This is a genomic window from Acetobacterium sp. K1/6, from assembly GCF_034438075.1.
GTDB classification, from domain to species: domain Bacteria; phylum Bacillota; class Clostridia; order Eubacteriales; family Eubacteriaceae; genus Acetobacterium; species Acetobacterium carbinolicum.
The window spans coordinates 45,293-72,165 of the sequence record NZ_JAXQGA010000018.1; the positions used below are offsets into that span (position 1 = coordinate 45,293).

The following is a 26,873-nucleotide window of genomic DNA, read 5'->3' on the forward strand; positions in this document are numbered from 1 at the left end:
AACGAAAAAGGATGAACAAAATGGATAACTATTTAAATGAATACCGTCAATTATTCCAGCAGATTAAATCAGGCGAAGTGGAAATCGAACAGGCACTGAACCAGGTGAAAAAGCTCCAATTTGACGATCTTGGATTTGCCAAGGTGGATCACCATCGGCAAATCCGCAATGGTTATCCGGAAGTCATCTTCAGTCAGGGAAAAACGGTGGAGCAGATTAAAGCCATTGTTTTAAAACTGGCCGAAAAAAACAATAACATCATGGCGACCCGGGCAACCAGGGAAGTATATGAGGGAATCTGCGAAGTCACGGATGATGCTGAGTACTTTGAAGCGGCTCGAATTGTGGTGGTGAAAAAAAGAAATATTCTGGTAACCGAAAAGACAATTGCGGTTGTTACCGCGGGAACTTCAGATATTCCCGTAGCCGAAGAAGCCGCCATCACAGCTGAAACCTTGGGCAATCGTGTCACTCGGGTTTATGATGTGGGGGTGGCTGGGATCCATCGGCTCTTTGCCAATGCCGACACCCTCATGAGTGCCAATGTTTTAGTAGTCGTCGCAGGAATGGAAGGCGCGTTGGCCAGTGTGGTTGGCGGAATGGTCGATAAACCGGTTATCGCAGTGCCCACAAGCATCGGTTATGGTGCCAGTTTTGGCGGCCTGTCAGCATTGCTTACCATGCTAAATAGCTGTGCCAGTGGAATTAGTGTGGTTAACATCGATAATGGATTTGTGGCGGGCTATACAGCCAGTATGATCAACAAACTATAAATACGCGAGGTACATATGTGAAAGCTCTATATTTCAATTGCTTTTCAGGAATCAGCGGGGATATGACCTTGGGAGCCCTCCTGGATTTAGGTATCGAAGAAGAATTGTTTATCAATGAATTGAAAAAATTAGAATTAAACGGTTATCACATCGCAGTAAAAAAGCAGCATAAAAAATCGATTAAGGGAACCGATGTGGATGTCATTATTGAAGAAGTATCAGAAACCAATTGTGAAAGAAATCTTTATGATATCGAAAAAATAATCGATGCCAGTGAATTAACAGACTGGGTTAAGAGCGCAAGTAAAGATGTATTTAAAGAAGTGGCTCGCGCCGAAGGAAAAGTTCATGGTAAACCCATAGATCAGGTTCATTTTCATGAGGTTGGAGCCATTGATTCCATCATTGATATTGTGGGATCAGTCATATGCCTTGAGCTGCTTGATATTAAAAAAATTCATGTTTCAAAAATTCATGACGGGAACGGATTTATCAAATGCCAACACGGCATCATCCCGGTACCAGTACCGGCAGTGATAGAAATGCTCACGGGTACAAATATTCCTTTTGTGACGGAGGATGTGAAAACAGAAATGGTAACCCCCACAGGAATGGCACTGGTAAAATGTCTTGGGACTACTTTTGGAAAAACACCTGAAATGACTATTGAAAAAGTGGGATATGGCTTTGGAAAAAGAGAAACAGGACGCTTAAATGCTTTACGTGTTGTAATGGGTGAAGTACTTTAATAATCATTTAAAAAACCGAACCCTCTAATTTGAACCCTCATATCTCAGCTGATATGGGGGTATTGATTTTTTTGAAAATGTGATATCTGTTAACAACAGTTTACGTGTAATAGGTAATAGAGCACGAAAAATTAAAAAAAAGAGGAGCAATTAATGAATCAGAATAAAAACGAAAAATACAATAACATCAAGTCTTTTTTCAATTTAAAATAGAAATAATTATTAGTTTCATAGTATGGTAGATAGTGTAAAATAAATGGAATGACACTACATGAAGTGGTGTTCTGGTTTAAGAGTCTCTGATATTATCTAAAATACTGTATGAAATATAGGAGTGAAATCAATGCTAAATATTATACTACTGGGTCTGGTCAGTTTTTTTTCGGACATCAGCTCAGAAATGGTTTATCCTTTGATCCCCTTGTATCTGTCATCGGCGTTTGGGGCGACGCCAGTACTTATTGGGATCATAGAAGGGATTGTAGAAAGTATTGCCAGCTTATTAAAGGTCTACAGCGGTTATATTTCAGATAAGTACAAGCGGAAAAAAATTCTGGCTTTTGGCGGGTATTCCACCGGGATCATCTATAAAATAGCGCTGTTGATTGCAACTTCCTGGACGGGGATCTTGTTTGCCAGAGTGATTGATCGGATTGGAAAAGAGATCAGGACAGCGCCCCCGGGATGTTTTAGTCTGTGAAAGTGCAGACTCAAACAAAATGGGGAAGGCTTTTGGCATCCATAAAGCACTGGACATGGCGGGTTCTGCTCTGGGAATCTTAATCGCTTTTATCCTTTTGTCTAAAGCCGATGGGGATTTTGACTATCAAACCCTGTTTGCAATTTCCATCATTCCCGCAGCAATCGGGCTTGTCATCCTATTGTTTGTCAAAGAAAAAATACAAAACAGGAAATCAAAGTGCGGGAACCATTCTGGAAAAATATGAAAAACTTGGACGTGAATTTAAAACTTTATCTGGCAGTGACGTTTATTTTCACATTAGGCAATTCATCTAATGCATTTTTAATTCTCAGAGGAAAGAGTCTAGGCCTAACGGACGCAAATGTGATCCTGCTCTACTTCATTTATAATGTATCGGCAGCTTTGTTCGCGGTGCCTTTTGGTCAACTTTCGGACAAGTACGGTAGAAAAAAGATTCTTGTTTTTGGTTATATCACCTTTGCCTTGGTTTATGTCGTGTTTGCTTTTGTTTCAAATGCAGAGGCGCTGGTGATTCTGTTTATCATTTATGGTCTTTACACCGCCATGACAGCTGGTGTTGAACGGGCTTTAATCTCAGAAATTTCACCAGTCAATCTAAAAGGGACGATGCTGGGACTTCAAGCCACCATTGTAGGCATTGGCCTGCTGCCAGCCAGCGTCATTGCCGGCTTGTTGTGGAACATTTTTGGACCTCAGGCTCCGTTTGTGTTTGGTGCCGGGCTTTCTCTGCTTGCAGCCTGGATACTGATTTTTATCATGAACCGAAATCCTAAACAACTAATTTAAAATCAAAGATGATGAAATTAAGCAACAGCGAGTTCTTTTATTATCAACCAATTATTTTAAACAAAAAATATTCGACAGGCTGCTTAACCTTGAGATTAAACTAATCTGTCGAACAAGCAATACGAAATTATTTCTTTAAAATGCGCGGAATTTTAGTTACATCAACATCCTGGTTTCGGCCTTCATCAAAGAATGGGAATCGGGTCACAGTTGCCTGGATTTCTTTTTGTCGGGTACCAGGGTCGCCCCATAATATAATGACTTCTGTACCGATATCACCATATTCAATATCAATTGAACAAAGTGAGACCATCTCACGATAATAATAACTGTAGGTTCGACTGGAGCTAATCCCGATGAGTTTTCTGTCCTTAAGAACCTGATCGTCATGATACTGGTAGTAGCCGTGATAGCTTTTATCACTTGGTACATCCATATTCGGATACGGTTCGCCCTGCTCATATTGAGATGCATGAATGTCCAGGATATTCTCTTTGTTCCAAGAGAGGGTTACCATCATTCTTTTAGGGTTATCGACCAGCTTTTTAAGCGCTTCCTTACCGACAAAGTCGTGATTGAAATTGATCATTTTACTCCAGCCAAGTTCGACCGGATTACGATAGCGCAATTTAATATCAGGGTGCATACTACCAATGAGTAGTGTCGGTCATTCAAACAGTATCTGGAACAAACTCAGCTTCCTTATTCACATGAGACAGCGATAGAGTGGTTGGACAGCAGCAGATCAAACTGGAAACATCCAAAGTTCAAAACTTCTCGTATCGCTCTTTTTCGGATTAATGATGTCATGCAAAATGGCTATATTACAGAAAAGCGCTATGTATACGAAAATTCCTGCAACTATGACAAACTTCCGGATTGGTGTCGTTTATTGCTGGATGGCTACCTGAGCGATACTGCACATTCATTTTGTGACAACTATAGCAGGCAACATCGGATGGCATGTTCCGAATTTTTGATTTACGTTTGGAGTGTGGGGGTCACGAAACCCGATGAGATCACACACAAAAATGTAATTGACTATTATTATAAGTACAACTATCGTACCTTGAAAACAAAAAACTTATATAATCGCATCATCAGACGATTTCTTAAGCATCTCGCTGATAAAGATTTTATTCCAGGTTCATTGGCATTTACATTGGATCGATTTTCTATTTCAAGGATCATTATCCTGGATGAACGACCTGATGAAAAAAAGTGTGTGGACCTATATCAGCAGGATCAGATGGCAGTCAAAATTCTCCCAGCAGAATATTATTCTATGGCAAAAGAATTAGGAGATGTTTTTCTTGAAAAGCATCATTATTCAAAAACCATGAAGAAAACATTCCGTAAAGCGTGGCGAGAATTGTATGTTTTTCTGGAAGCCAACAAACAATCTCGTCTATTCATATAAAACCGCTGAATACTGGTGTACCTGTCTTAAAAATGATACCATTGAATGGAAATCATACCGTCGTGCCATGAAACTTTTTGAGCAGTATCGGACGTGTGGCGATATCAATCCCAGTATCATTTATACCTATAAGGAAGATTCCATCAACATATTACCCGATTGGAGCCGTCGGCTACTTCTTGATTTTCTATTAAAGAAGAAAAAAGAAGAAAATTCTGTCTCTACGATCAGTATGTACCGTTCTTCATGTCTGAGATTCCTGAAATTTCTTGAACAGAAAAAGATTAGCCGCTGTGCTGGAATAAGCCCAGAAATAATAAAAGAATTTCATGTTTCAGATCTTCATTCAACGGCAGAAGCAAGGAATGCCTACAGTATAAGGATTCGCGGGTTTCTGGATTACCTTTCTGTATTGGGATATGTTCCTGAAACGTTGCCACTGGCACTCTCCACTGAATGCGCAGTAAAAACTGAAATCGTGGAGACCCTTACGGATGAAGAAGTCGATGCCGTTTACCATTACAGAACAATTGCAGAAAAACCGATGGCGTTAAGAAATACAGCCATGGTGTTAATCGGTCTTCGCATGGGACTGCGTGCCTCAGATATTACCGGGCTAAAACTGACTGATATTGCATGGGATGAACGAACGATTTCTACCCACCAACAGAAATCGGGTCGGTTTTTAAAACTTCCCATGCCCGTTGATGTCGGAAATAGTCTCTATCAGTATATCACGAATGGCAGACCTCCGATGGTTTCCGAGTATGTATTCATTTCCCATCGCGTTCCTTATAGCAGACTTGGCACAGGCAGCTGCTGTAGTGCTCTGAACAATATCCTTGATAAGCAGAAGCATGGCTTTCATTTAACCAGAAAAACATTTGCAACGCGCCTGCTGATAAGCAAAACAAATACCGATACCATCGCTGATTCACTTGGTCATAAGGACAATTCAACGGTTATGAAATATTTGGCAACAGATGGGGATACCATGAGGCAGTGTTCCCTTTCACTCAAAGGCATTGACGTGAAAGGCGGGTTGTTGTCATGATTAAAAATTACGTTTATCATAGTAGTTTTGCGCCATATATCGAAGGATTAATCCGTCAGAAAAGAGCTGACAACACGTGATCTAATTATGAAATGGGCGTTTCAAAGAGACACAGAGGGCGTTAACTTCCGGAATCAGAGAGTTTCCTTCGTGCGGCAGCTATCCTTGTACATGAATTCCTTGGGAATCGTTTCATACATCCCCCGACAAACGGCTTCAACGGTCACGACGGTTCCACACCTGTTAAGCCCTGACGAATTAGAGAGTTTATACGAAGTGATCGATTCTTATCTCCCTGATGGCAATAAATGGCGTCGTTTTTCAATGGAGTACCAGGTCATCTTTCGACTTTATTATTGCTGTGGATTAAGGTTAGCAGAAGCCGCACATCTAAAAAAAGAGCATGTTAACCTCGATGAAGGCATTCTGACAATCATTCAGTCGAAAGGAAATAAGGATCGACTGGTATTTATGTCCGAAGATGTCACAAAACTATGCAGGCTTTACCAAAAAAGAATGGGTGCCCAAATATCTGAAACAGAATGGTTTTTTCCTGGTAGTGATCCACACAAACCGATCCATAAAACGAGCCTGGATAAAAAATTCAAACAATTCTGGAATCAGACGCCATTTGCAGATCTTTGTGATAAAGCGCCAACCATCCATGCGCTCAGACATACTTTTGTAGTGGACAGAATGAACGAATGGATGCGGGAAGGAATCAGCCTAAACACCATGATGCCTTATCTTAGCAGATATCTGGGTCATACCAATGTGAGTGATACGTTCTACTATTATCATCAGGTGGACAGGGCATTTCAGATTGTACGCCAGAAAGATGTCGTATCGGATAGCGTCATTCCGGAGGTGATTACATATGAAGAATAAAAAAGTGGAGACCAACTCGTTGTTTTTTTCAATGACTTTGGAGTTTCTGGAAACATATCTACCACTTCAATTAGGAAGAAGTCCCAAAACCACTAAATCCTACCGGGACTCACTGACCGTCTTTAGACGCTATCTGTTTGATTCGCAGCACCTATCTGTTGCTGTCTTTAAATTTGATGACTGCAGTCCAGAAATGCATTCAGGATTTTATCATCTTTTTAAAGGAAAACGGTAATAGTGCTGGCACCTGTAACCAAAGACTTACCGCTTTAAAATCATATTTATGGTTTGCCTCTGATCGAAATATTGCAGTCCAGTCGGTTGCACTAAGCATCGCCAGGATACCGCAGTGTAGAGTTCCTGAAAAAGAGAAGCAAACATTAACCGCAGTAGCGTTAGCTGCTATTTTACAGCAACCTGAAAATACAAAAATGGGATTGCGTGACCGTGCAATCATGATACTTCTGTATGATGCAGCAATCAGAGTCGATGAACTGTTAAGCCTGAGACTAAAAGATCTTTCTTTACATACGGATAACCCATATATCAGAATTTCGGGTAAAGGAAATAAAGAACGGATTGTTGCAATTACGCTAAAAACGAGAGATCACCTTAAACAATATTTATCGATCTATCATAAAAAGGAAACCCTTGTAAACCCATATGTGTTTTATACAAAAATAAAAGGCACCACAGATAAAATGTCTTCTGGAAATGTTGAGCGTTTTATACGACAGTATGCTAAAAGTGCAAGCGAAAAATGTTTAGAAATACCAGAAAAAGTTTATCCACATATGTTTAGACGAACTAGGGCAACTGATCTTTACCAAAACGGTGTGGAATTGGAGCTGATATCAAGAATCCTGGGTCATTCATCTACTGAAACAACAAAAGTCTATGCAAAACCATCGATAGAAATGCTTAGAATCGCCATCGAATCTGTGGAAACACCAGAACAAAAAAGCGAAGAACCATTATGGACGGCATGCAGTGAAGAAGAAATGGCTAAACTTTGTGGTTTGAGGTAAAGATTAATCCTCAGGATTTAACAGCGCTTCTGCAGTTTAAGCCGCTTTTATCCAATCCTGAGGATTTTTTAATAATGAGGATAAACAAAGTTATTCTTATGTCAGGATAACTTTGTGAGGCCAGCATCAGGCCTTTTGCAACTGGACGTCGTGCCTGGCTTTTTGCCGATTCACCAAAAGGTGCCACCGCCAATGCGGTTCTCTACACGCTGGTGGAATCCGCCCGGGCCAATGAGCTTGATGTCTACGAATATCTGAATTACCTTCTGACAGAAATCCCCAACAGCGACTACCTGCAACAGCCGGAAGTACTTGAAAAATACCTGCCATGGTCTCAGGAATTACCCGAGGTTTGCAGACTCAATCATAACTATAAAAAGTGCCTCAAATAATGATGTCATCAGTATAGCAGGTTTGGATCAAACTTGCTATACGTCATCTTTTGAAGCACTTACGAATTAAAACGACAAAAAGGGAATTTACAGCAGATAACTTTTGCGGCAAAAAGTATTCTAACATTGATAACCTTGAAAGCGATGAACTCGTAACGGAAATCGTAATTCCGTTTACTAGAGGCAAGATGGATTACGACAAGTTCCGCGTGTGTAATGCAATTGATTTTGCGATAGTGAGTCTTGCTTCTGTCATTGATGCGGAAGATGGTGTTGTGAAGAATGCACGTTTCGTTTTTGGCGGAATTGCACCAATACCGGTTCGAGCAAGTGAAGTGGAAGAATTTGTTAAGAATAAGAAACTGACCGAAGCTGTTATATCTAAAGTCTCAGAGATTGCTGTTACAAATGTCTCTTGCATGGAAGAAAGCACATATAAGGTTCAGGAAATGCGCGCGTTAATATCAAGGGCATTACTTGCGGTGATGTGATGTTTCAAAGCGTCAGCAATAATAGCGATTTAAATACTTGGTAAGCAATAAAAGCACCTTTCAGGTTAATACCACCCCTGATTTCGAGTAACAAGGATTGCAGGAGCATAAAAACCAGCATGACCCGTTTTTTGTTACAACCTTCTCTTGTCATATGTGGTTTTCCGGTGTTTGACCAGATCGACAAGCCATAAGATTTTAAAAATCTTATGGCGGTTCTTCACCGAGATTTCGGGGACACGGAAGTAAGATGTTATGAAAAAGACCTGAAAATTTCAGGTCTTTTTACTTTTTCCATGCAGCTTTTTGTGGGCCAGTGAACGGTACTCACTATTTTTATTTGTTCATTCTTTGACATTGTTTACCCAGCTGATTGGCAAACTATTCAGGAATAGTAATCGAGATAGCATGAAATCAACAGATGAAATCGGGTTTCCGCATCATCAAGGGAGATACCAGTGATTTCCTCGATCCTGGAAATACGGTAGGCAAGGGTATTTTTATGAATAAATAACTGTTTAGCGGTCTCTGTATAATTTCTTTCATTAAATAAAAATAGCCAAAGTGTTTTTGATAGGTTTGAATTGTGGAGAGTATCATAGTTGTTCAACTTTCGAATGCCCGGATGTCGTAAATCGGCATGACTGGTAGAGCGTAAGAGATTGATACTATATTCGACGGCACAATCGTTACAGGATTGAATGTCACCGGGAATATTTGTACCATAGGTGATGGCAATTTCCGCCTGGCTGTAAGCATCTTTTAATTGATTGATATCCTGAAAGACAAAGCTTGAACCACATCGACTGGCAGCTTGCTTCAATAGGAACTGCAACTGTCTGATTAGAACATCATGGTTAATCAGCGTCAAATTTGAGATAAGAATAATACTTTCATCGTGATGAAGGAGAATGCACCCGGTTAGGGCAGCTTCCAGCTTTCGCAGCAAAGCCAGGCTCAGATCTCGGTTTTGATTACAGTCGATGATTTTAGAGACAAGTTTGTCATCATCAGGTTGCCAATTAATAGCCATCATTTTATGATTGATGGAATCAGGCATTTCGGTATCATCGAAAAGAATATCCACAAACATTTTCTGATAGGAGAAAATTTCATTAACTTCCTGACCGTAACGGGCGTAATCTTCTTCGATGATATCGCCAAGGATATCTAAAAACTGGATTCTTCCAGGTGTGATTAAATGTTTTATTTCGACCAAGATCAACCAACCGATGTGTTCATGGTCAAGAAAAAGATTACGGCTGATGGTCCGCTTTGGTAGGGTGGGATAATCCACCACATAAGCACGACTGGCAGCTTTTTTGATGCGATCATCATCGTTGAGCACTAAAATTCTATCCATGGGTATCATGTTTTCTGCTAATATTTTTTCGACTAATTCGATTTCTCTGTTTTGGGGAGTTTCGCAACAATGCCCTTTGAGTAAATAACCGGAATCGGTAACAAAAGTAAAATCATCTAAAATATGGCTGCTTTGATCAAGCAGAACCTGGACGGTGCACCCATCATGAATGGCACGCCTGATATGATCATGCCAATTCCAATAAAATTCAAAGGCATCTGAAATTTCGTTAAAGATCGCTTCAACATCACTCGTTTCCAGCAGAATCAGATCGTCACCACTGAAACAGCTTACCTGACTAGATGAAGCGGCCGCCATATTTTTTGAATGACCAACAAAAACACAGGATTCGTACCGGTGTTGTTCATCAGTAAGAAAACGAACCCGTTCCAGCACACAGGCTCCCTCTTTTATATGAATCTCCGGATTGTATTTCGTTAACCAGTCTGCCAATATCCACATACTAAGTTTCATCAATAATTCGATCCTTTCTACTACAATATATTTATGGTCATAGTACCTAACAACCAGTTAGGACCTTATCCATCTTGTTGCTTAAGCTGTTAGAATGTAAGAGCAATAGGTATATCGTCTGCCTTTCTTGGACTTCGCGTCCGTAAAAAAGACTGATAACCGGCTCCTCATTCGCAGCGTTCGTTTTATGCAGGTTGAACTGCTGTCCCACAGTACGTTCGTGTCACACCACAGTAGATTGAATAGGCAATGAGTCAAACTGGTATTTATCCATTGCAATAATTTTAAGGAGTGACAAATTTATGAACATGAACGCAGTAGGTATTGATGTTTCTAAGGGCAAAAGCATGATCGCTATTATCCGCCCGTATGGTGAGATTGTTTCTTTGCCTTTTGAGATTCGCCACACTTCCAATGAAATCAGTTCTCTCATCGCTCAGATCCAATCCATTGACGGCGAATCCCGCATCGTTATGGAGCACACGGGTCGTTATTATGAACCTCTGGCACGTGAGCTTTCTCAGGCAAATCTTTTTGTGAGTGCCATAAATCCTAAGCTTATTAAAGATTTCGGTGACACTTCTCTACGCAAAGTTAAATCTGATAAAGCAGATGCCATAAAAATAGCGCGTTATGCTCTTGACAGTTGGAATGATTTGAAACAGTATAGTCTTATGGATGAAATACGTAATCAGTTAAAAACAATGAACCGTCAGTTTGGTTTTTACATGAAGCACAAAACGGCTATGAAAAATAACTTTATCGCGATACTTGATCAAACCTATCCGGGTGTTAATACTTACTTCAACAGCCCTGCTCGTGATGATGGCAGCCAGAAATGGGTTGATTTCGCTACTGCATACTGGCATGTAGACTGTGTTCTTAAAATGTCTCTTCATGCTTTCACCGTCCATTATCAGAAATGGTGTAAGCGAAATAAGTACAACTTCAGTCAATTAAAAGCTGAAGAAATCTATGGAGCAGCAAAGGAACTTGTTCCTGTACTTCCTAAAGATCATTTGACCAAACTCATTGTCAAACAAGCGGTCGATCAATTAAACATTACTTCCAAAACTGTAGAATCACTTCGTACTCTGATGAATGAAACCGCATCCAAACTTCCAGAATACTCAATCGTCATGGGAATGAAAGGTGTTGGATCATCTCTTGGCCCTCAGTTAATTGCTGAAATCGGCGATGTTACACGGTTTACACATAAGGGTGCTCTTACTGCCTTTGCAGGCGTTGATCCAGGTGTTAACCAATCTGGAACCTATGAACAAAAAAGTGTCCATACTTCAAAAAGAGGTTCTTCGTCTTTGCGTAAAACGTTGTTTCAGGTCATGGATGCTCTTATCAAGACCAAGCCACAGGATGATGCTGTTTATCAGTTTCTCGATAAGAAACGTGCCCAAGGCAAGCCTTACTATGTTTACATGACCGCAGGCGCTAATAAGTTTCTGCGTATCTACTATGGACGAGTAAAAGAATACCTGCTATCTCTTTCATAACACTCACCACAAATATTCTTATCTTCAGACCAACGATAGTTGCTGGTCTTTTTGTCGTGCTTCATTATCTTGAATATAACTTTTTACAAAACTTTCAATTTCCTATTGACTTTTTATTTGCAGGCTTTTTTAAAACAGTTTTAAGCGCCGTTAATATTTATCGGGCTTGTATTTGTGTGTTTATCACAAATTGAATCATGAAGATTAAATTGTTTTTCAGTATAAATGAATAAAGCATTTTTGTAATCGTTTTGATATACTCGTATTATAGTTAAAGAGATTGAAAAAAGCAATGAATTACGAAAATAAAGGTATAACTATTATTTTTTCATTCTTTGGTTCAATCATACAAATCCAATATTACGAAAGCGAAGGAGTTTATTATGTTAACACCGAAACAAAATCTTCTTGAAGTATTGAATTGGGGAAACCCGGAATATGTACCGCTGACATTCGAAGCCATGAAAATTGTTGGCTTTCTTTCTAATGGACCAATTGAATCGCCAACTGACAAAGATGGGCTTGATCCTTTTGGCGTATTATGGCACGTTACCTCAGAAGGGTGTATTCCTGATTCGAGTAAATTTATATTAGAAGACATCACCGAGTGGAAAGAATATATCAAGTTTCCGGATACTGATGCAATTGATTTAAAACCATTTGCAGAGGCTGAGTTAAAGGATTTTGACTCAGAGCAGCAAATGCTGACTTATTATCATCCCAATGGTTTATTTGAAAGACTCAGTGCTTTCATGGGATTTGAAGAATGTCTGATTTCACTCGTTTCTGAACCGGAAGCCTGCATGGAGTTCTTCGAGGCGCTGGCCGATTATAAAATCGCCTGTATGAAAAAAATCCATGAAGCTTACAAACCTGATATTTATGTCTATCTTGATGACCTTGCCACGGCAAGAGGAACATTTATGTCCCCACAAACCTATCGCGACGTGATCAAACCAGCGCATAAACGAATCGTCGATGCCTGCAAAGAATTGGGGATGATTTTCTTCCAGCACACTTGCGGAAAATGTGAAGATCTGCTAGAAGATTATGTAGATATTGGCATTGGCGTTTGGAGTTCGGCTCAGATCATGAACGATTTGACCGGTATTCAGGAACGTTTTAATGGACGGATGGTGATTGAAGGCGGCTGGGATACAGTTGGAAAATGCAGTCAATTGGGATCATCTGCTGATGAAATTAGAGCGGAAACCCGTCGAGCCATCAATGAATATGGTCCTCGAAAAGGATTCATTCTTCAACCGACATTGTTGAATGAGCGCGGAAATTCACTGTTTGTTGGAGATGATCGATTAGCGGGTTTGTTTGAAGAATGGGCGATGAATTGTCGAATCTACTAAGAGTATTTTGACAGGTAGAAATAGTTGTCTATCAGAACTGTATGGAAAGTGAAATTGAGAGGAAATTAAAACAACATGATTATTATCGGAGAAAAAATTAATGGAGCCATTCCTTCAACTGGAAAAGCCATTGCAGAAAAAGACGTTGAATTTATTCGGAATCTAGCCATCAAACAAACAGAAGCTGGAGCTGACTTTATCGATGTTTGTGCATCCGTTGATGATGACATTGAACTGGCAACCATGAAGTGGCTGATTGACATTGTTCAGGAGGCTACGGAAGTCCCTATTGCGGTTGACAGTCCCAATATATATACCTGTTTGGAATCCATGAAGTTTTGCAATAAACCAGGTTTATTTAACTCAGTATCAATGGAAGGCAAAAAAATTGACGAAGCCTTTAAAGTGATTGCAGACACAAAATGGGAATGCGTTGCGCTGTTAAATAGTGACAAGGGGATTCCCAAAACTGCGAAAGACCGCCTGGAAGTTTTTGCAGATTTGATGAATAAATGTAAGGAATATAATATCGATCCGTCCAGAATGCACATTGATCCACTCATTGAAATGTTGTGCACCTCCGAGGATGGCATTAATATGGTCACGGAAGTCATTCGCGAAATTAAAAGAAGCTATCCAACCATCCATGTCACCGGTGCCGTGAGTAACATTTCCTTCAATCTGCCGGCCCGTCGGATTGCCAATCAGGCCTTTGCTGTGTTGGCTATGAATGCCGGAATGGATAGTTTCATCCTGGATCCGCTGAATAAGGATATGATGGGAATGCTTTTCGCAACGGAAGCGATGTCAGGTGAAGATGAATTCTGTATGGAATACATTGGCGCTTTCCGAGAAGGAAAATTTGTGAAATAAATGACCTCTGTTCGCATATATCACACAAATAAATCGAACAAGAGATGGACTGTTGACTACCGTTCTTCGGTCAAAAAAAAGAATTTAGAATAATTTACAAGGAGAAAAAAATGTCAAAAATTATAGAAGTAAAAGAAAAAGTAGAAGCTGGAAAAGCAAAGCTGGTACCGGGACTGGTACAGGAAGCTTTAAATGAAGGATGTTCAGCACCGGATATTCTTCAGGCGATGGTTGAAGCCATGGATGTAGTGGGCAACAAGTTTTCGAGCGGCGAAATATTTGTGCCTGAAATGCTGGTGTCGGCCCGAGCCATGTCAAAGGGTGTCGAAGTTCTAAAACCAATTTTAGCCTCGTCCGGCTCTGTTTCAAATGGTTTATGTATTATGGGAACAGTTGCTGGTGACCTGCACGATATTGGCAAGAATCTGGTAACCATCATGATCGAAAGTGCTGGATTTGATGTCATCGATCTGGGTGTTGATGTACCCATCACTAAATTTATTGAAACCATCAAAGAACATCCTGAGGTAAAAGTTCTGGCATTATCCGCCTTATTAACAACAACGATGCCATCACTTCGAGAAACAGTCAATGGCGTTCGAGAAAGCGGCTTAACTGGCTTTAAAATTCTTGTTGGTGGGGCGCCAATTACCCAGGCATTTGCCGATGAAATCGGTGCTGACGGTTATGCACCGGATGCTGGTAGCGCTGCTGTTAAAGCGAAAGAATTGATTGCATAAGAAAGAAATATAAGCATAAATTTAATAATAAAGACACTCTGATTATTTCAAAAGAGAGATTATTTTAACTACATCTGGCTATTATGATCGATCAACTGAACATTATGACAACACAGTATTTATTAAATGCTGTGTTGTCTTTTCGCGATTAAAGAGCATAATAGTTTTAAAAACAGAAAATGAAATTGACAGGTCATGATAAATACAATAGACGGGATCAGTTTCGAAAATTTTTGATAGGAATGGTTGATAATGTGAAAAAAAATATAAAAATTTTCTCAACGATGATGGTGACAATCTGCTTGCCAATTACTGTAATCTTCAGTATGTTCAGTGTTATCATGTTAACTCTGTCGAATGATAAAGGCAGCTTATTTTATGAAAATATATCCCTTCAGATCATCAGTGCTTTGCTAGGGTTGGCAGGAATCGTTTTCGTTTTTATCTTGACAGCACGTCGAATAAGTAAAAAAATAGAGATCATTGATGATCTGACAAGGGAAATGTTATTAAGAAATACAACGACATTTGCCTCTGACAGTAATATGCCTAAGCTTGATCAAATTATTGAGAATTGTACGAGACTAAAAGATCGTATCGACCTTTATCTTAATCAGGCGAGTTCATTAAGTGAAGGGCAAATTATATGTAATGAAAGTGATGAATTGAACCAGTTTGATCCGGAAAGTCCAATCATATCAATCGGTCTTTCACTTGCGTTGCTGCTCAACGAAATCAAACGAGTATCGGAAAGTATAGAAAAGGGGGATTATTCAGCAAAATGTTCAGAAGAACAACTGAGTCAAGATTTCAAAGAAATAATTATTAATATCAATCGTATTATTGATGCGCTCAAAGAAAAAATAGAATTTTATGAAGCAGTTTTTGATGTAATTCCATTCCCGATTCATGTGATGAATAATGACATGAAATGGTTATATATGAATAAAGGCCTTGAAGAAGCATTACATGAGGCTGGTTTCATCGCTGAGCGAGGGAAATACGTGGGGATGGATTGCTGCAACGCCAATAATCCGGTTTGTAATACTGATGAATGTGGAATACGCCAATCCGTTGAGAAAGGTATCAACGAAAGCACTTTTATGCTGGCGGGACAGTATGTAAAACTTCAAATATCTTATTTATTGGATAAATCTGGAAATCAAATCGGCTATGTCGAAGTATGTACCGATATTACTGACATTGTAAAGGTGAATGAGTACATCAGAGTAGAGGTTGATCGTTTTGAAAGAAACTTGCTACGTTTGGCGGAAGGTAACGTGGATTTTGATTTGAATATTGTTGAATCAGAAAAACATACGGAAAAAATTAATGGTCAATTTTTAAAGATCAAACAAAGCCTGATGCGAGTAAAAGAATCGATGGGCGGTCTTATTAGTGAAGTTTCAATGATAACATCATCGGCAATTGAAGGAAAACTGGAAGCTAGGGCAGATGAGACTAAATTCAATGGCGCATGGCAGGATTTGATTATCGGGATGAATAATATTCTCCGGGAAATCGAAATGCCGATCGTAGAAATTAAAAGAACAATAGATGAAATGTCACATGGGAATCTGAACGTCAGGGTTACCGGTATGTACAAAGGTGAGTTTGAACGCTTGAAAAATACTTTGAATTCGACATCCTGTTATTTGAACACCATCGTCAATGATATTTCAATGCGGCTCAAGCATTTAGCTGACGGAAATCTTGATATTGATCGAGCAGATGAATATCAGGGAGATTTTCTGGCAATATCTCATGCACTTAATACGATTGTTGAGTCCTTGAACAAGGTAATAATGGATATTCGAGATGGTGCAGAACAAGTCACTTCAGATTTGAGTCAGATATCAGTCAGCACTCAATCCCAGGCACAAGGGGTCACCGAACAAGCAAGTTCAATCGAGGAGCTCACGGCATCCATTTCAGAAATTGCGGATCAAACCAAACAAACTGCATTAAATGCAAACAATGCTAAAGAGGTGACTAAAGTGGTGATGGATAATGCTGAAAAAGGAAATAGACAGATGATTCAAATGCAGAAATCGATGACCGCAATCAATCAGTCCTCTGCGGGCATCTCTAAAATAATAAAAGTTATTGATGACATCGCTTTTCAAACAAATATTTTAGCCTTAAATGCTGCAGTTGAAGCAGCTCGAGCAGGACAACATGGGAGAGGTTTTGCAGTTGTGGCTGAAGAAGTTCGAACACTGGCTGCCAGAAGCTCTGAAGCAGCTAAACAAACGACTGTTTTAATTGAAGGTTCCATTACAAAAGCACAAGAAGGAACGAAAATTGCTGATGATACTGCGGTAGCTTTAAATGATATTGTTGGTGGCATTGAGAAAGTCACTGTTTTGGTAAGTAATATAGCTAATGCAACTAATGAGCAGGCAACGGCTATTTCACAGTTCAATACGGGTATTGATCAGGTCGCTCAGGTTATTCAGCAGAATTCGGCAACAGCCGAGGAAAGTGCTGCAGCAAGCCAGGAGTTATTTGGTCAGGCTGAACGTCTTAAGCAGAGTATTAGTCAGTTTGAATTAAGATAATAAATGTTGAATTTATTGAAACAAAGCATGGATAACTAGAAACGGAAAAGATGACTATAGAAATGTATAAAAGTTCAGAAAGCTGGTGTTTATAGAAATGGTAATGGTTCAACTATATGTTACATCGATATCAAAGCTTTCTTTTGATAACTGGTTCAGACTGTCGTCTGAAGAGGTTGTCGTTCGAGGTGAGAATAACTTTAAGAATACAATCAAACAATATCAAAAATTTACCCAGCTAATTCTGTAGAAACTGGCTGTTGATCAAACTGTAAAAAAACTGAGTTTAAATGATGATTTAAACTCAGTTTTTTTAAATATTATAATTAACAATTGACTTGAGAATAAAATCCCGGGTGTTTTCCATAATAAATGATTTTGAAAAGGATTGAGTAACTGGTGAAGAAGAAAAAAATGCGGCGTGATCACCGTACGAAATAATCCCACCATTAATTAATCGAGAAAGAACAATGATTTTTTCGATTGGGAAAGATTTGTAATAATGTGATAATAAAAAAGTCAGGTTATTTTCAGCTTTTCCAAAAATGATCCGAGTCAACGGAAGATCATCAGAGTCATACAGTTGTTCACTTGAAAGAAGTAAAAAAATGTCACACTTAGTCTCGTCAAAGGCAATCTCCAATTGTAAATCAACGAATTCACAAATTAATTGCCAAATTATATCGTTGGCAATTTCAGTTTCCGATCTTAAAGCATCTATTTTTTGCGTGAAATCATAATATTTTGATTTGATTTGATTTGCGACATATTCAATCACACTTTTATAAAAGTTTTTCTTGTTTTTGAAATGAAAGTGCATGGTTGCGATATTCAAATTTGTAGTTTCGGCAATCATCCTGGTGGAAGTACCCTTATAGCCATATCGTGCAAAAAGAAAAACTCCAGCATTCAGCAGTTTTTCTCGTGAGCTTTGTTCTTCACTGAGTTCAAATTGTTCCATTTAAAAATCCTTAAAATTTTATTTTATAATTGTATCTTTGGTTAGAGTATCAAAAAATTGTTCCTGATCTCGCACAAATTTCGATGTATATTTATTCACTTTCAAAACCGATCAGGTAATGTAAGTGCTGTTTCTTGTTGATTTAAATGACATCAGTATGTATCAGCCACTGCGTTTGTTTCGGCCTCTAGCTTAACTAAAATCATACCTTAGTTGGTGAAACTTCTTATTAATGGTAGAAAATATTTGATGGCTATCCAATTGTATCATTTATTAAAAAAAAGTGCTATGCCTTATTTTCAAGAAACTTTGGCTATGAGAAATTCAAAGTTTTTATAAATATGGCTTGACAAATTTTAATCAAATGATTAAAATTCAATTAATCAAACGATTGATTAATTGAATTGATGAAAGGAGGAACTGAATGAATGCTAAAGTTGTAAACGATTTCGAGTGCTCTTTTTCCGTTGGCACAAAATTCGGATAGGTTTCTGGTTGAAAGGTTTATAAGGAGTTTGCAGTAAAGGAACGAATAAAAAATCGTACCTGTTCATTTTGCAGCGAATTTTAAATTTTATAGTATTTTTTTAAATATATTGAACTTCGAAAAAGATGGAGCAAAAGATAATACCGACAACCACTTAATCTGTTGGTAGAAATTAGCTCTAGAATTATCGAGGAAACTAATAATTTATAAGGGGGATAAGTATTTGGAAACCAAAACTGTAACTATTTCAGTAAATGGTCGTGAATATACCTTTGGAGTAGGTAATAATTTTGGTGATATTCAGCCAAATGAAAGTTTACTCAGTACACTTCGCGACAGACTCGGTCTCACCGGTGCAAAGAGTGCTTGTGAAGAAGGCGCTTGCGGCGCGTGCACGGTCATTATGAATGGCAAAGCGGTATCATCATGTATGCAATTGACCGTAGGATGTAATGGTAAAAGCATTACGACGATAGAAGGATTAACTGACCCGAAAACGGGAGAACTCCATCCTGTGCAGAAAGCGTTTATTGATTATTATGCTTTTCAGTGCGGTTATTGCACGCCGGGAATTATCATGACCACAAAGGCATTGCTTGATGAAAAGCCGAATCCCACGCGAAAAGAAGTGGAAGAAGCGCTTTCGGGAAATCACTGTCGTTGTATCAGTCAGTATCATGTTATGGATGCTGTCATGTCAGTCGCTGAAAAGGGGGTGAATTAATTGTCAAAAAAAGAATATCGTTATGTAGGTAAAAATACACCTAGAAAAGATGCCAGAGGGATCGTGACTGGATCGGCAGAGTTTATTGATGATCATAAATTTAATAATATGTTACATGCATGTTCCTTAAAAAGCCCTCATGCTCATGCGAGAATACTGAGCATTGATACGTCAGATGCAGAGAAATTGCCGGGAGTTCATGCTGTTATAACGCATAAAAACATTCCTGAACATTGTCGTGACTGGAAAATTGGCATGCCAGGGTTTAGAGGCATATTGGATGAGACGGTCGCATTTGTCGGTGATGGCGTGGCACTTGTCGCGGCAGAAACTAAAGAGATCGCTGAAGCAGCTTGTGAATTGATCAAGGTCGAATATGAAGTGCTGCCTGCTCTGCTAACAATGGAGGAAGCGCTTGATCCTTCATCTGTGAAGATTTATCCCCAACTTAAACCACACAATGAGATACCCAAAGATATCGAGTTTGCCGGAGAACAATTCATGTGTGACTTGTACCGTGGGGATGTCGAAAAAGCTTTTGAGGAATCTGTGTATATCGTCGAAGACGAGGCTGAGTACAATAGCTTGCCATCGCCTATGGCTGCCGAACCTCCAGGAGTCGTTGTTAACTGTGATGAAAATAATCACTTTGAAGTATGGGCTACGTCTCAAGGCGGCTACTACTTGCGAATGATGTGTGGTTTTAGAATGCCTAACGTGGATATGGATGTATATACGCTTAATACAGGTGGATCTTTCGGTAATAAGCAGTCGCTTCAATCAACAGTGTCTTATGCAATGTTGTTGGCTAACGTTACACACCGTCCGGTCAAACTGTTTCTGACGAAAGCAGAGCAACTGCTTGTACATGATTTGCGTCTTGGTAATAAGATAAAGGTAAAGGTTGGCTTGGATAAAGACGGTTTCGTCAATGCAGTAAAAGGACAATGGCTTGTAGATTCCGGTGCATGGTCGGACGTTCATCATGTCCAGCTTGGTGTTGGATTAGGAGAAATGCAGCTTGCATTATGCAAGTGCAAGAATTGGGATATGACTTCACACGTTGTCGTCACCAACCATGATCCCACTGGTTGTGTTCGCGGTTTCGGCGGTCAGGAGTTAAAAGCAGCTTTGCTGCCGACGGTTAACAAGCTCGCCGAAAAGGCAAATATAAATCCACTTGATTTTTACAGTAAGAACTTTTGCTCGTCTGGCGATGAATATGTATGGCGTGACCGCCACCTCTGGACTGCGTTTGAAACAGAGTATGAACTGGCAATGAGAACTGCTGCCAAAAAATTTAACTGGGACGAAAAATGGAAGGGTTGGAACGTACCAACGCGCGTCGAAGGGAATAAAGTCTACGGTGTAGGTCTTGCTGTTCATGGCAATGCAGATGTCGGCGAGGACAACTCCGAGGCATATGTGCGTTTAGATGGTACAGGGCACGCTGTCCTGCATTGTGCAATAACCGAATCAGGAATGGGACAACGTAACAATAGTGCTAAAATGGTTGCTGAAGTCCTGAATATTCCGTTTGAAAACGTAAAAATTACCCCGGGAAATACTGCGGTCAATCCATGGGAGTTTGGGCTCGCTGGTTCACGTGGAACACTTACTACAGCAACCGCGTGCGTAAGAGCGGCTGAAGATGCGCGCAGACAGCTCCTTGAGCTGATGTCAGATGTGTTGAAGTTCCCTGCGGAGGAACTTGATACAAAAGATGGCATGGTATTTGTAAAGGATAACCCTGAAATTAACTGTCCATGGATTGCAGCTATGCAACCGTTTGGGACTGACATAACCGGGCATGGTCAATGGACCGCCGCGTATTCACATCCGAACTTCTGTTCACTGTTTGTCGAAGTTGAAGTTGATTTAGAAACCGGTGTTGTCAAGCTGGTAGACCTGACTGGTGGTACGGACGTAGGTCAGATAATAGACCCCAAGACCCTGGAAATGCAATTTCAAGGTGGTTTCGGCTCGGCTGGAACGGATACGGCAATCAATGAAGAACATATCATCGACTACAATACCGGGTGTATTGTCACACATAATATGATCGATTATAAATGGCGTACTTTCAACGATTTTCCGCCATTTGAACAAGTCATTCTGGAAGGGCAACCGGACATCTCCAAATTCAGGGCTGTAGGCTTTGGCGAGATTGCTGGTTCTCCAGGACCGAGTGCGATAATGATGGCGATTTCCAACGCTATTGGTAAACACTTCTGTCAGTATCCAGCGACACCAGATACTGTACTGAAGGCACTTGGAAAGTGCTAATGAGGAGGAGATTATTATGAAGAATTTTAAGCATATAACAGCAGAAAGCTTTGAAGAGGCAGCAAATGCCCTTAAAAGTATGCCAAACAGCAAAGTAATCGCCGGAGGCAGTGATCTCATTGGAGTGATGAAGGAGGCTCTTTTGCCAAAGGGTCCAGAAGTTTTGATTGACATTAAGTCGATACCAGAGGCTTCAGAAATAAAGCAGGAAGGCGATGTGATCAAAATTGGCGCCTTAAGTACGCTCACTGATATTGCAGAATCGAAGCTTGTCCTTGAAAAAGCACCGATGGTGGCAGAAGCTGCGTATTCAGTCGCGTCACCGATAATCCGTAATTTTGCAACGATCGGCGGAAATCTGTGTCAGGATGTTCGTTGCTGGTTTTATCGTTATCCAAACAGTTGCGGAGGAAGACTTGATTGTTCGCGTAAAGGTGGGGATATATGTTATGCAATACAGGGTCAAAACCGCTATCATTCAATCTTCGGAGGAATGAAGGCGCATAAGTCACCATGTACCGGTGAATGCCCAGCCGGCACGGATATTCCTGCTTATATGGAACAAATCAGAAAAGGAAATACCGCCGGAGCGGCCCAGATCATTATGGAAGTCAATCCCATGCCGGCTATCACCAGCCGTGTCTGTGCTCATTTCTGTCAGGATGGCTGTAACAGAGGCTGTCAGGATGAAGATGTCGCCATTGCCAATGTTGAACGATATGTGGGGGATTATATTCTGGAGAACAGTGATTTATACTTTAAAGCACCAGCGCTTTCAACCGGAAAATCTGTAGCCATTATCGGCGGCGGTCCGTCCGGATTATCGGCAGCCTATTATCTGCGCCGGGCTGGCAATGAAGTTACCATTTATGATACCAAAAAAGAAGCCGGCGGCATGCTGATGTATGCCATTCCAGCCTACCGACTGCCTAAAGACATTGTCAGAAAATTTGTCAGTAGTCTGGAAAAAATGGGGATCAATATTATCACTAATACAACCATTGGCAAAGATATTCAAGTCTCAAAAATAGAAGAAAAATATGACAGCGTCTTTTATGCCACTGGTGCATGGAAACGTCCGGTTATTGGAATCGCCGGAGAAGAACTCACCGAGTTCGGTTTGGATTTCCTGATCCAGGTTAATGAATGGATGAAGGGTAAGGTCGGTTCGGAAGTGCTGGTAACCGGTGGCGGAAATGTCGCCATGGACGTTGCCATCACTGCCAAGCGTCTGGGTGCTAAAAAAGTCACCATGGCATGCCTGGAATGTGAAAGCGATATGCCAGCCAGCCGGGAAGAAATTGAACGGGCCAAAGAAGAGGGCGTCATTATTATGCCATCCTGGGGTCTGAGTAAAGTCATTGAAGAAAATGGTGTCGTTAAAGGGATGGAACTCAAGCGATGTACCTCTCTACGGAATGAAAAAGGTGCCTTTAGTCCCCAATACGACCTTTGTGAAACCCAGGTGGTCAATGCCGAGAACATTTTAATGGCAGTAGGTCAACAGGTTGATTTATCCTTCCTGGATGAAAAGTATCAGGTACAGTTAAATCAACGCGGTTTAATCGATGTTTCCGAAGAAACACAAATGACCTCACGGGAAGGTGTTTTTGCTGGCGGGGATGCAACAACCGGTCCGGCGACTGTGATTAAAGGGATCGCCAACGGACATAAAGCTGCCAATGGGATGAATAAATACCTTGGCGTTGTGGAAGACCATATCTGTCGCAGTATGAGCTCTGAAGACGAAGGGTTTATCACCTTTGATCCGGAAGGGATAAAAGTAAAAACTGCTGCTAAATTAAAAGAAATTCCCGCAGAACAACGCAGCATTGACAAAGAAGATGCCCTTAGCCTAGCTGTGGAGGAAGCTTTAAAAGAAGCAAGTCGTTGTATGAACTGCGGGTGTTATGCGATTAATCCGTCTGATCTCGCTCCAGTTTTAATAGCTCTTGATGCTGTAATTGTGACGAATCAACGTCAAATTCCAGCAGAAAAGTTCCTGTGTGGAACGCTTAAAACTGGCGACGCCCTTAACAAGGGTGAAATCGTGACGCGTATTGATATACCGGTTATCAAAGAAGCAGAAATGCACTATGATAAGTTCCGTCTGCGTGATGCGATTGATTTTGCAATCGTTAGTCTCGCATCCGTATACGCTGTCGATAATGGCAAGATTACCAATGCCAACATTGTTCTTGGTGGAGTAGCTCCAGTACCGATGCGAATGAGAGAAGTAGAAGGTTTCCTGGTAGGTAAATCTATTAACGAGGAGATCGCTGAAAAAGCGGCAAAAATTTCAGTCGAAAACGCTGTTGCGATGGAACACAACCGCTTCAAAGTAAATGAAGTGGTAGCAATGGTCAAAAAGTCTGTGATGCGTCTCGCTTAATCCGTCTGACAAAAGGTAAATAACAAGGAAGTCGGGTCTCCAGCCCGCCTTCCTTTTTTGGGCTGTGCCCTGTAGGGGCGCAATCTAATAGGTCGAAAGTCCTGAGCATGGGTTGGTCGTATCAAGTGGATCGTTTTGGGCTAAGAGCGCTACTAAAGGGGAAGGCTGTTTAATTGGTCAAGAAGTAAACGAAGAAGTCGCATAAACCGCTCCTGAATTGGCAGCCGAAAATGCGATTATTATCGAAAAGAATGAGGACAAGGTTATAGAATTTAAAGCGATGTGACGAGGAGGTCGTAACTAATGAAAGCCGCCATATTTGGAGCCGGACAAGGTGGCAATGCCCTGATTAATCTGATTGCAGGTGATTATGAACTCGTTGCCTGCTTTGATAATAATCCTGAAAAATGGGGATCAATTTTTTCGGGATTATCAGTTCAGTCACCAGAGCAATTGCTTAAAATTGAGCCAGAAATAATTTGGACAGGAACACTGAATGGGGATGCGGCAGATGAAATTGAAAAACAGCTCCGCGGACTCGGATTTAAGGGGCGCATTAAACATGCCAGTGATTTGAAAAATAAATATAATATTCGACTGGCAGAACTCCGATTAATGGCAAAAACAATCGAATCTAGAAAGATTGTTGGAGCAATTGCCGAATTGGGCGTCTATCAGGGGGACTTTGCCCGGGAACTCAATCGCAATTTTCCGGAACGAAAGCTTTATCTCTTTGACACTTTTGAAGGTTTCCAGGCGGAAGATATTGCTAAAGAAAAAGGATTGTCCAAAGCAGGGAATGGCGATTTTTCAGAAACCAGTGAAGCATTCATCCGGGATACGTTGCCCTATCCGAATCAAGTGGTGATCTTAAAAGGGCGATTTCCTGAAACCATCCCCAAAGAAGACCTAAAGTATGCATTGGTGAGTCTGGATGCCGATTTATATGAACCAATACGGCAGGGGTTAACCTATTTTTATCCTCGGCTCAGTTCAGGAGGTGCTCTGTTAATCCATGATTATAACAGTTGGCAATTTCCGGGGGTAAAAAAAGCAGTTGACGAATATTGTAAAGCACAAAACATTTTTTTGATTCCAATCTGTGATTTTCATGGGACAGCTATTTTAATGAAACCATAAAAGCAGTCAGGATGAACATCACGGCGATAGCATAGAGAAGAACCGATAAAAATAGAAGGAAGCGGTTTTGCGAATACAAATATTTACATAATATGGAGAAAACAATGAGATTAATTGAAACAACAAATGCAGTAGGGCATGTACTCTGTCAGGATATCACCCAGATCATCGTGGGGGTGACTAAAGACGCGGTGTTCAGAAAAGGCCATACTATCAGAGCAGAAGATATACCCGTCTTACTTTCTGTGGGAAAAGAAAATCTTTATGTCTGGGAAAAAGAAGATGGGATGCTTCACGAAAATGAGGCGGCTGAGATTTTATATGATTTATGTCGGGGCGAAAACATGAGGCCCTCAGAAATAAAAGAAGGAAAAATTGAACTCATTGCCACTTGTGATGGTGTACTTAAAATTGATACGGACAAAATGAATCGGATTAATGCCCTTGGTGAGATGATGATTGCCAGCCGGCATGGAAATTTTCCTGTTAAGGTCGGGGATCTGCTGGCAGGAACCCGGGTGATTCCACTGGTGATTGCCGAAAGCAAAATGAACCGCGCTAAAGAAGTATGTGGGGAAGGTTCGATTTTTCAGATCAGACAATACGTGCATAAAAAAGTGGGGATTGTCACTACCGGTAGTGAAGTCTTCCAGGGACGAATCGAAGATACATTTACCCCAGTGATCAAAGAAAAATTATCAGAATATGATGTGGAAATCATCGGACATCTTATTTCAAACGATAACCACGAAATGATCACCCAATCGATTATGACATTGCTGGAACAGGGTGCCGAGATGATTATCTGCACCGGGGGCATGAGTGTTGATCCCGATGACCGAACCCCGTTAGCCATAAAAAATACCGGCGCAAAAATGATTACCTATGGTGCCCCGGTGCTTCCCGGAGCGATGTTTTTACTGGCCTACTACAAAGGCAATATCCCCATTGTGGGTCTACCCGGATGCGTGATGTATGCCAAACGAACTATCTTTGATTTGGTATTGCCGCGGATCATGACCGATGAACGCTTACGGATTGGTGATTTTACAGCACTGGGACAAGGCGGGCTCTGTCTTTCCTGTGATGTATGTAGCTTCCCAAATTGTGGGTTTGGAAAAAGCATTTAGTGGGTTTAAGTGCAATGATGATTGTTAAGGAGATTACGAATTGAGTAGTTTTTATGATCAAATCAGTACCATTAATACAAATGATAAAAGTATTGTGGCAACGGTGGTGGAAGGCGATTATCTCGGAGAAAAAGCACTCTTTTCTAAAGGTAAAATTGTATTTCAGTCGGACGCAAAGGAATTTCTCCACATTCATAGTAAAATCATTCTAAAAATCACACAAACCGGAATTATCACCATTGAAGGCAATCGGATATTCTGCGAAATACTGGGTGCTGAAAAAAAGCTAGTGATTTGCGGTGGGGGACATGTTTCTATCCCCATTATAAAATTGGGTCGAATGGCAGATTTTTCAGTAACTGTGATTGAAGATCGTTTTTCATTTGCCAACAATGCTTCATTGGCTGGGGCAAACCAGGTAATCTGTGAACCCTTTGAACAGGCACTTAAAAAGATAAAAGGGGACAAACATACTTTTTTTGTTATTGTGGAGTATTATCATAAAAGTGCAGTCCCAAATTGCAAGGAAATGAGGTAAAATAAAAATAAAAAGGACTGACTAGTG

At 40.5% G+C, this 26,873-nt stretch carries 25 protein-coding genes and 1 pseudogene; 23 read left to right on the top strand and 3 right to left on the bottom strand.

The window, feature by feature from the left end; genetic code table 11:
* Nucleotides 1-11: 11 nt before the first annotated feature.
* The 5 genes and pseudogenes from larB (at nt 12) to U2P91_RS14265 (ending at nt 3,032) form a co-directional block, all read left to right on the top strand.
* Nucleotides 12-773 (top strand): nickel pincer cofactor biosynthesis protein LarB, encoded by a 762-nt coding sequence (larB, locus tag U2P91_RS14245; protein ID WP_416173385.1) that lies wholly within the window; start codon nt 12-14, stop codon nt 771-773.
* A 17-nt stretch (nt 774-790) separates the two neighbouring features.
* Nucleotides 791-1,510: pseudogene (locus U2P91_RS14250) on the top strand (LarC family nickel insertion protein); the annotation flags it as partial.
* Between the two features lie 355 nt (nt 1,511-1,865).
* Nucleotides 1,866-2,222: an MFS transporter gene (locus tag U2P91_RS14255; RefSeq protein ID WP_322519848.1), complete on the top strand. Its 357-nt coding sequence runs from the start codon at nt 1,866-1,868 to the stop codon at nt 2,220-2,222.
* Nucleotides 2,223-2,241: 19 nt separating this feature from the next.
* Nucleotides 2,242-2,469 (top strand): hypothetical protein, encoded by a 228-nt coding sequence (locus tag U2P91_RS14260; protein WP_322519849.1) that lies wholly within the window; start codon nt 2,242-2,244, stop codon nt 2,467-2,469.
* Complete coding sequence (locus U2P91_RS14265; RefSeq protein WP_322519850.1) at nt 2,466-3,032, top strand: MFS transporter; 567 nt, start codon at nt 2,466-2,468, stop codon at nt 3,030-3,032. The genes U2P91_RS14260 and U2P91_RS14265 overlap by 4 nt, the downstream gene beginning before the upstream one ends.
* A gap of 127 nt (nt 3,033-3,159) precedes the next feature.
* Here U2P91_RS14265 and U2P91_RS14270 read toward each other — a convergent pair whose 3' ends face one another.
* Nucleotides 3,160-3,621, bottom strand: coding sequence for a glycine cleavage T C-terminal barrel domain-containing protein (locus U2P91_RS14270; RefSeq protein WP_322519851.1), 462 nt, complete (start codon nt 3,619-3,621; stop codon nt 3,160-3,162).
* 219 nt (nt 3,622-3,840) lie between these two features.
* On the opposite strand from U2P91_RS14270, the gene U2P91_RS14275 reads away from it, so the two are divergent.
* From U2P91_RS14275 to U2P91_RS14305, 7 genes are all read left to right on the top strand, one after another.
* A complete protein-coding gene (locus tag U2P91_RS14275) occupies nt 3,841-4,452 on the top strand; it encodes a hypothetical protein (RefSeq protein WP_322519852.1) in 612 nt (203 codons plus the stop codon).
* A complete protein-coding gene (locus tag U2P91_RS14280) occupies nt 4,409-5,506 on the top strand; it encodes a tyrosine-type recombinase/integrase (protein WP_322519853.1) in 1,098 nt (365 codons plus the stop codon). Before U2P91_RS14275 ends, U2P91_RS14280 begins: the two co-directional genes overlap by 44 nt.
* Nucleotides 5,507-5,593: 87 nt before the next feature.
* A complete protein-coding gene (locus U2P91_RS14285; RefSeq protein WP_322519854.1) occupies nt 5,594-6,394 on the top strand; it encodes a tyrosine-type recombinase/integrase in 801 nt (266 codons plus the stop codon).
* The gene (locus tag U2P91_RS14290; RefSeq protein WP_322519855.1) at nt 6,384-6,629 is read left to right on the top strand and encodes a hypothetical protein; all 246 of its coding nucleotides are present in this window, start codon (nt 6,384-6,386) and stop codon (nt 6,627-6,629) included. Before U2P91_RS14285 ends, U2P91_RS14290 begins: the two co-directional genes overlap by 11 nt.
* A complete protein-coding gene (locus tag U2P91_RS14295; RefSeq protein ID WP_322519869.1) occupies nt 6,571-7,422 on the top strand; it encodes a tyrosine-type recombinase/integrase in 852 nt (283 codons plus the stop codon). Before U2P91_RS14290 ends, U2P91_RS14295 begins: the two co-directional genes overlap by 59 nt.
* Before the next feature lie 212 nt (nt 7,423-7,634).
* Nucleotides 7,635-7,814, top strand: coding sequence for a transposase domain-containing protein (locus U2P91_RS14300; protein WP_322519856.1), 180 nt, complete (start codon nt 7,635-7,637; stop codon nt 7,812-7,814).
* 188 nt (nt 7,815-8,002) lie between these two features.
* Nucleotides 8,003-8,305: a hypothetical protein gene (locus U2P91_RS14305; protein ID WP_322519857.1), complete on the top strand. Its 303-nt coding sequence runs from the start codon at nt 8,003-8,005 to the stop codon at nt 8,303-8,305.
* Between the two features lie 385 nt (nt 8,306-8,690).
* Here the strand turns inward: U2P91_RS14305 and U2P91_RS14310 are convergent, their stop codons facing one another.
* The gene (locus tag U2P91_RS14310; protein ID WP_322519858.1) at nt 8,691-10,142 is read right to left on the bottom strand and encodes a helix-turn-helix domain-containing protein; all 1,452 of its coding nucleotides are present in this window, start codon (nt 10,140-10,142) and stop codon (nt 8,691-8,693) included.
* A gap of 308 nt (nt 10,143-10,450) precedes the next feature.
* Between U2P91_RS14310 and U2P91_RS14315 the strand changes: the two genes are divergently transcribed.
* From U2P91_RS14315 to U2P91_RS14335, 5 genes are all read left to right on the top strand, one after another.
* The gene (locus U2P91_RS14315) at nt 10,451-11,653 is read left to right on the top strand and encodes an IS110 family transposase (RefSeq protein WP_186841452.1); all 1,203 of its coding nucleotides are present in this window, start codon (nt 10,451-10,453) and stop codon (nt 11,651-11,653) included.
* Between the two features lie 383 nt (nt 11,654-12,036).
* The gene (locus tag U2P91_RS14320) at nt 12,037-13,014 is read left to right on the top strand and encodes a uroporphyrinogen decarboxylase family protein (RefSeq protein WP_322519859.1); all 978 of its coding nucleotides are present in this window, start codon (nt 12,037-12,039) and stop codon (nt 13,012-13,014) included.
* Between the two features lie 75 nt (nt 13,015-13,089).
* Nucleotides 13,090-13,887: a methyltetrahydrofolate cobalamin methyltransferase gene (locus tag U2P91_RS14325; RefSeq protein WP_186841324.1), complete on the top strand. Its 798-nt coding sequence runs from the start codon at nt 13,090-13,092 to the stop codon at nt 13,885-13,887.
* A gap of 110 nt (nt 13,888-13,997) precedes the next feature.
* Nucleotides 13,998-14,627 carry a corrinoid protein gene (locus tag U2P91_RS14330; protein WP_186841323.1) on the top strand — a complete coding sequence of 210 codons (630 nt, stop codon included), beginning with the start codon at nt 13,998-14,000 and terminating at the stop codon, nt 14,625-14,627.
* Between the two features lie 254 nt (nt 14,628-14,881).
* A complete protein-coding gene (locus tag U2P91_RS14335; RefSeq protein ID WP_322519860.1) occupies nt 14,882-17,188 on the top strand; it encodes a methyl-accepting chemotaxis protein in 2,307 nt (768 codons plus the stop codon).
* 313 nt (nt 17,189-17,501) lie between these two features.
* Here U2P91_RS14335 and U2P91_RS14340 read toward each other — a convergent pair whose 3' ends face one another.
* Nucleotides 17,502-18,149 carry a TetR family transcriptional regulator gene (locus U2P91_RS14340; protein ID WP_322519861.1) on the bottom strand — a complete coding sequence of 216 codons (648 nt, stop codon included), beginning with the start codon at nt 18,147-18,149 and terminating at the stop codon, nt 17,502-17,504.
* Between the two features lie 710 nt (nt 18,150-18,859).
* On the opposite strand from U2P91_RS14340, the gene U2P91_RS14345 reads away from it, so the two are divergent.
* From U2P91_RS14345 to U2P91_RS14370, 6 genes are all read left to right on the top strand, one after another.
* Nucleotides 18,860-19,360: a (2Fe-2S)-binding protein gene (locus U2P91_RS14345; RefSeq protein ID WP_322519862.1), complete on the top strand. Its 501-nt coding sequence runs from the start codon at nt 18,860-18,862 to the stop codon at nt 19,358-19,360.
* Nucleotides 19,361-21,646, top strand: a complete 2,286-nt coding sequence (locus U2P91_RS14350; RefSeq protein ID WP_322519863.1) for a xanthine dehydrogenase family protein molybdopterin-binding subunit — start codon at nt 19,361-19,363, stop codon at nt 21,644-21,646.
* A 16-nt stretch (nt 21,647-21,662) separates the two neighbouring features.
* Nucleotides 21,663-24,038 (top strand): FAD binding domain-containing protein, encoded by a 2,376-nt coding sequence (locus U2P91_RS14355; RefSeq protein ID WP_322519864.1) that lies wholly within the window; start codon nt 21,663-21,665, stop codon nt 24,036-24,038.
* 303 nt (nt 24,039-24,341) lie between these two features.
* Nucleotides 24,342-25,178: a TylF/MycF/NovP-related O-methyltransferase gene (locus U2P91_RS14360; protein ID WP_322519865.1), complete on the top strand. Its 837-nt coding sequence runs from the start codon at nt 24,342-24,344 to the stop codon at nt 25,176-25,178.
* 104 nt (nt 25,179-25,282) lie between these two features.
* Nucleotides 25,283-26,308 carry a molybdopterin-binding protein gene (locus U2P91_RS14365; protein ID WP_322519866.1) on the top strand — a complete coding sequence of 342 codons (1,026 nt, stop codon included), beginning with the start codon at nt 25,283-25,285 and terminating at the stop codon, nt 26,306-26,308.
* Between the two features lie 40 nt (nt 26,309-26,348).
* Nucleotides 26,349-26,846: an XdhC family protein gene (locus U2P91_RS14370; protein WP_322519867.1), complete on the top strand. Its 498-nt coding sequence runs from the start codon at nt 26,349-26,351 to the stop codon at nt 26,844-26,846.
* Nucleotides 26,847-26,873 lie beyond the last annotated feature (27 nt).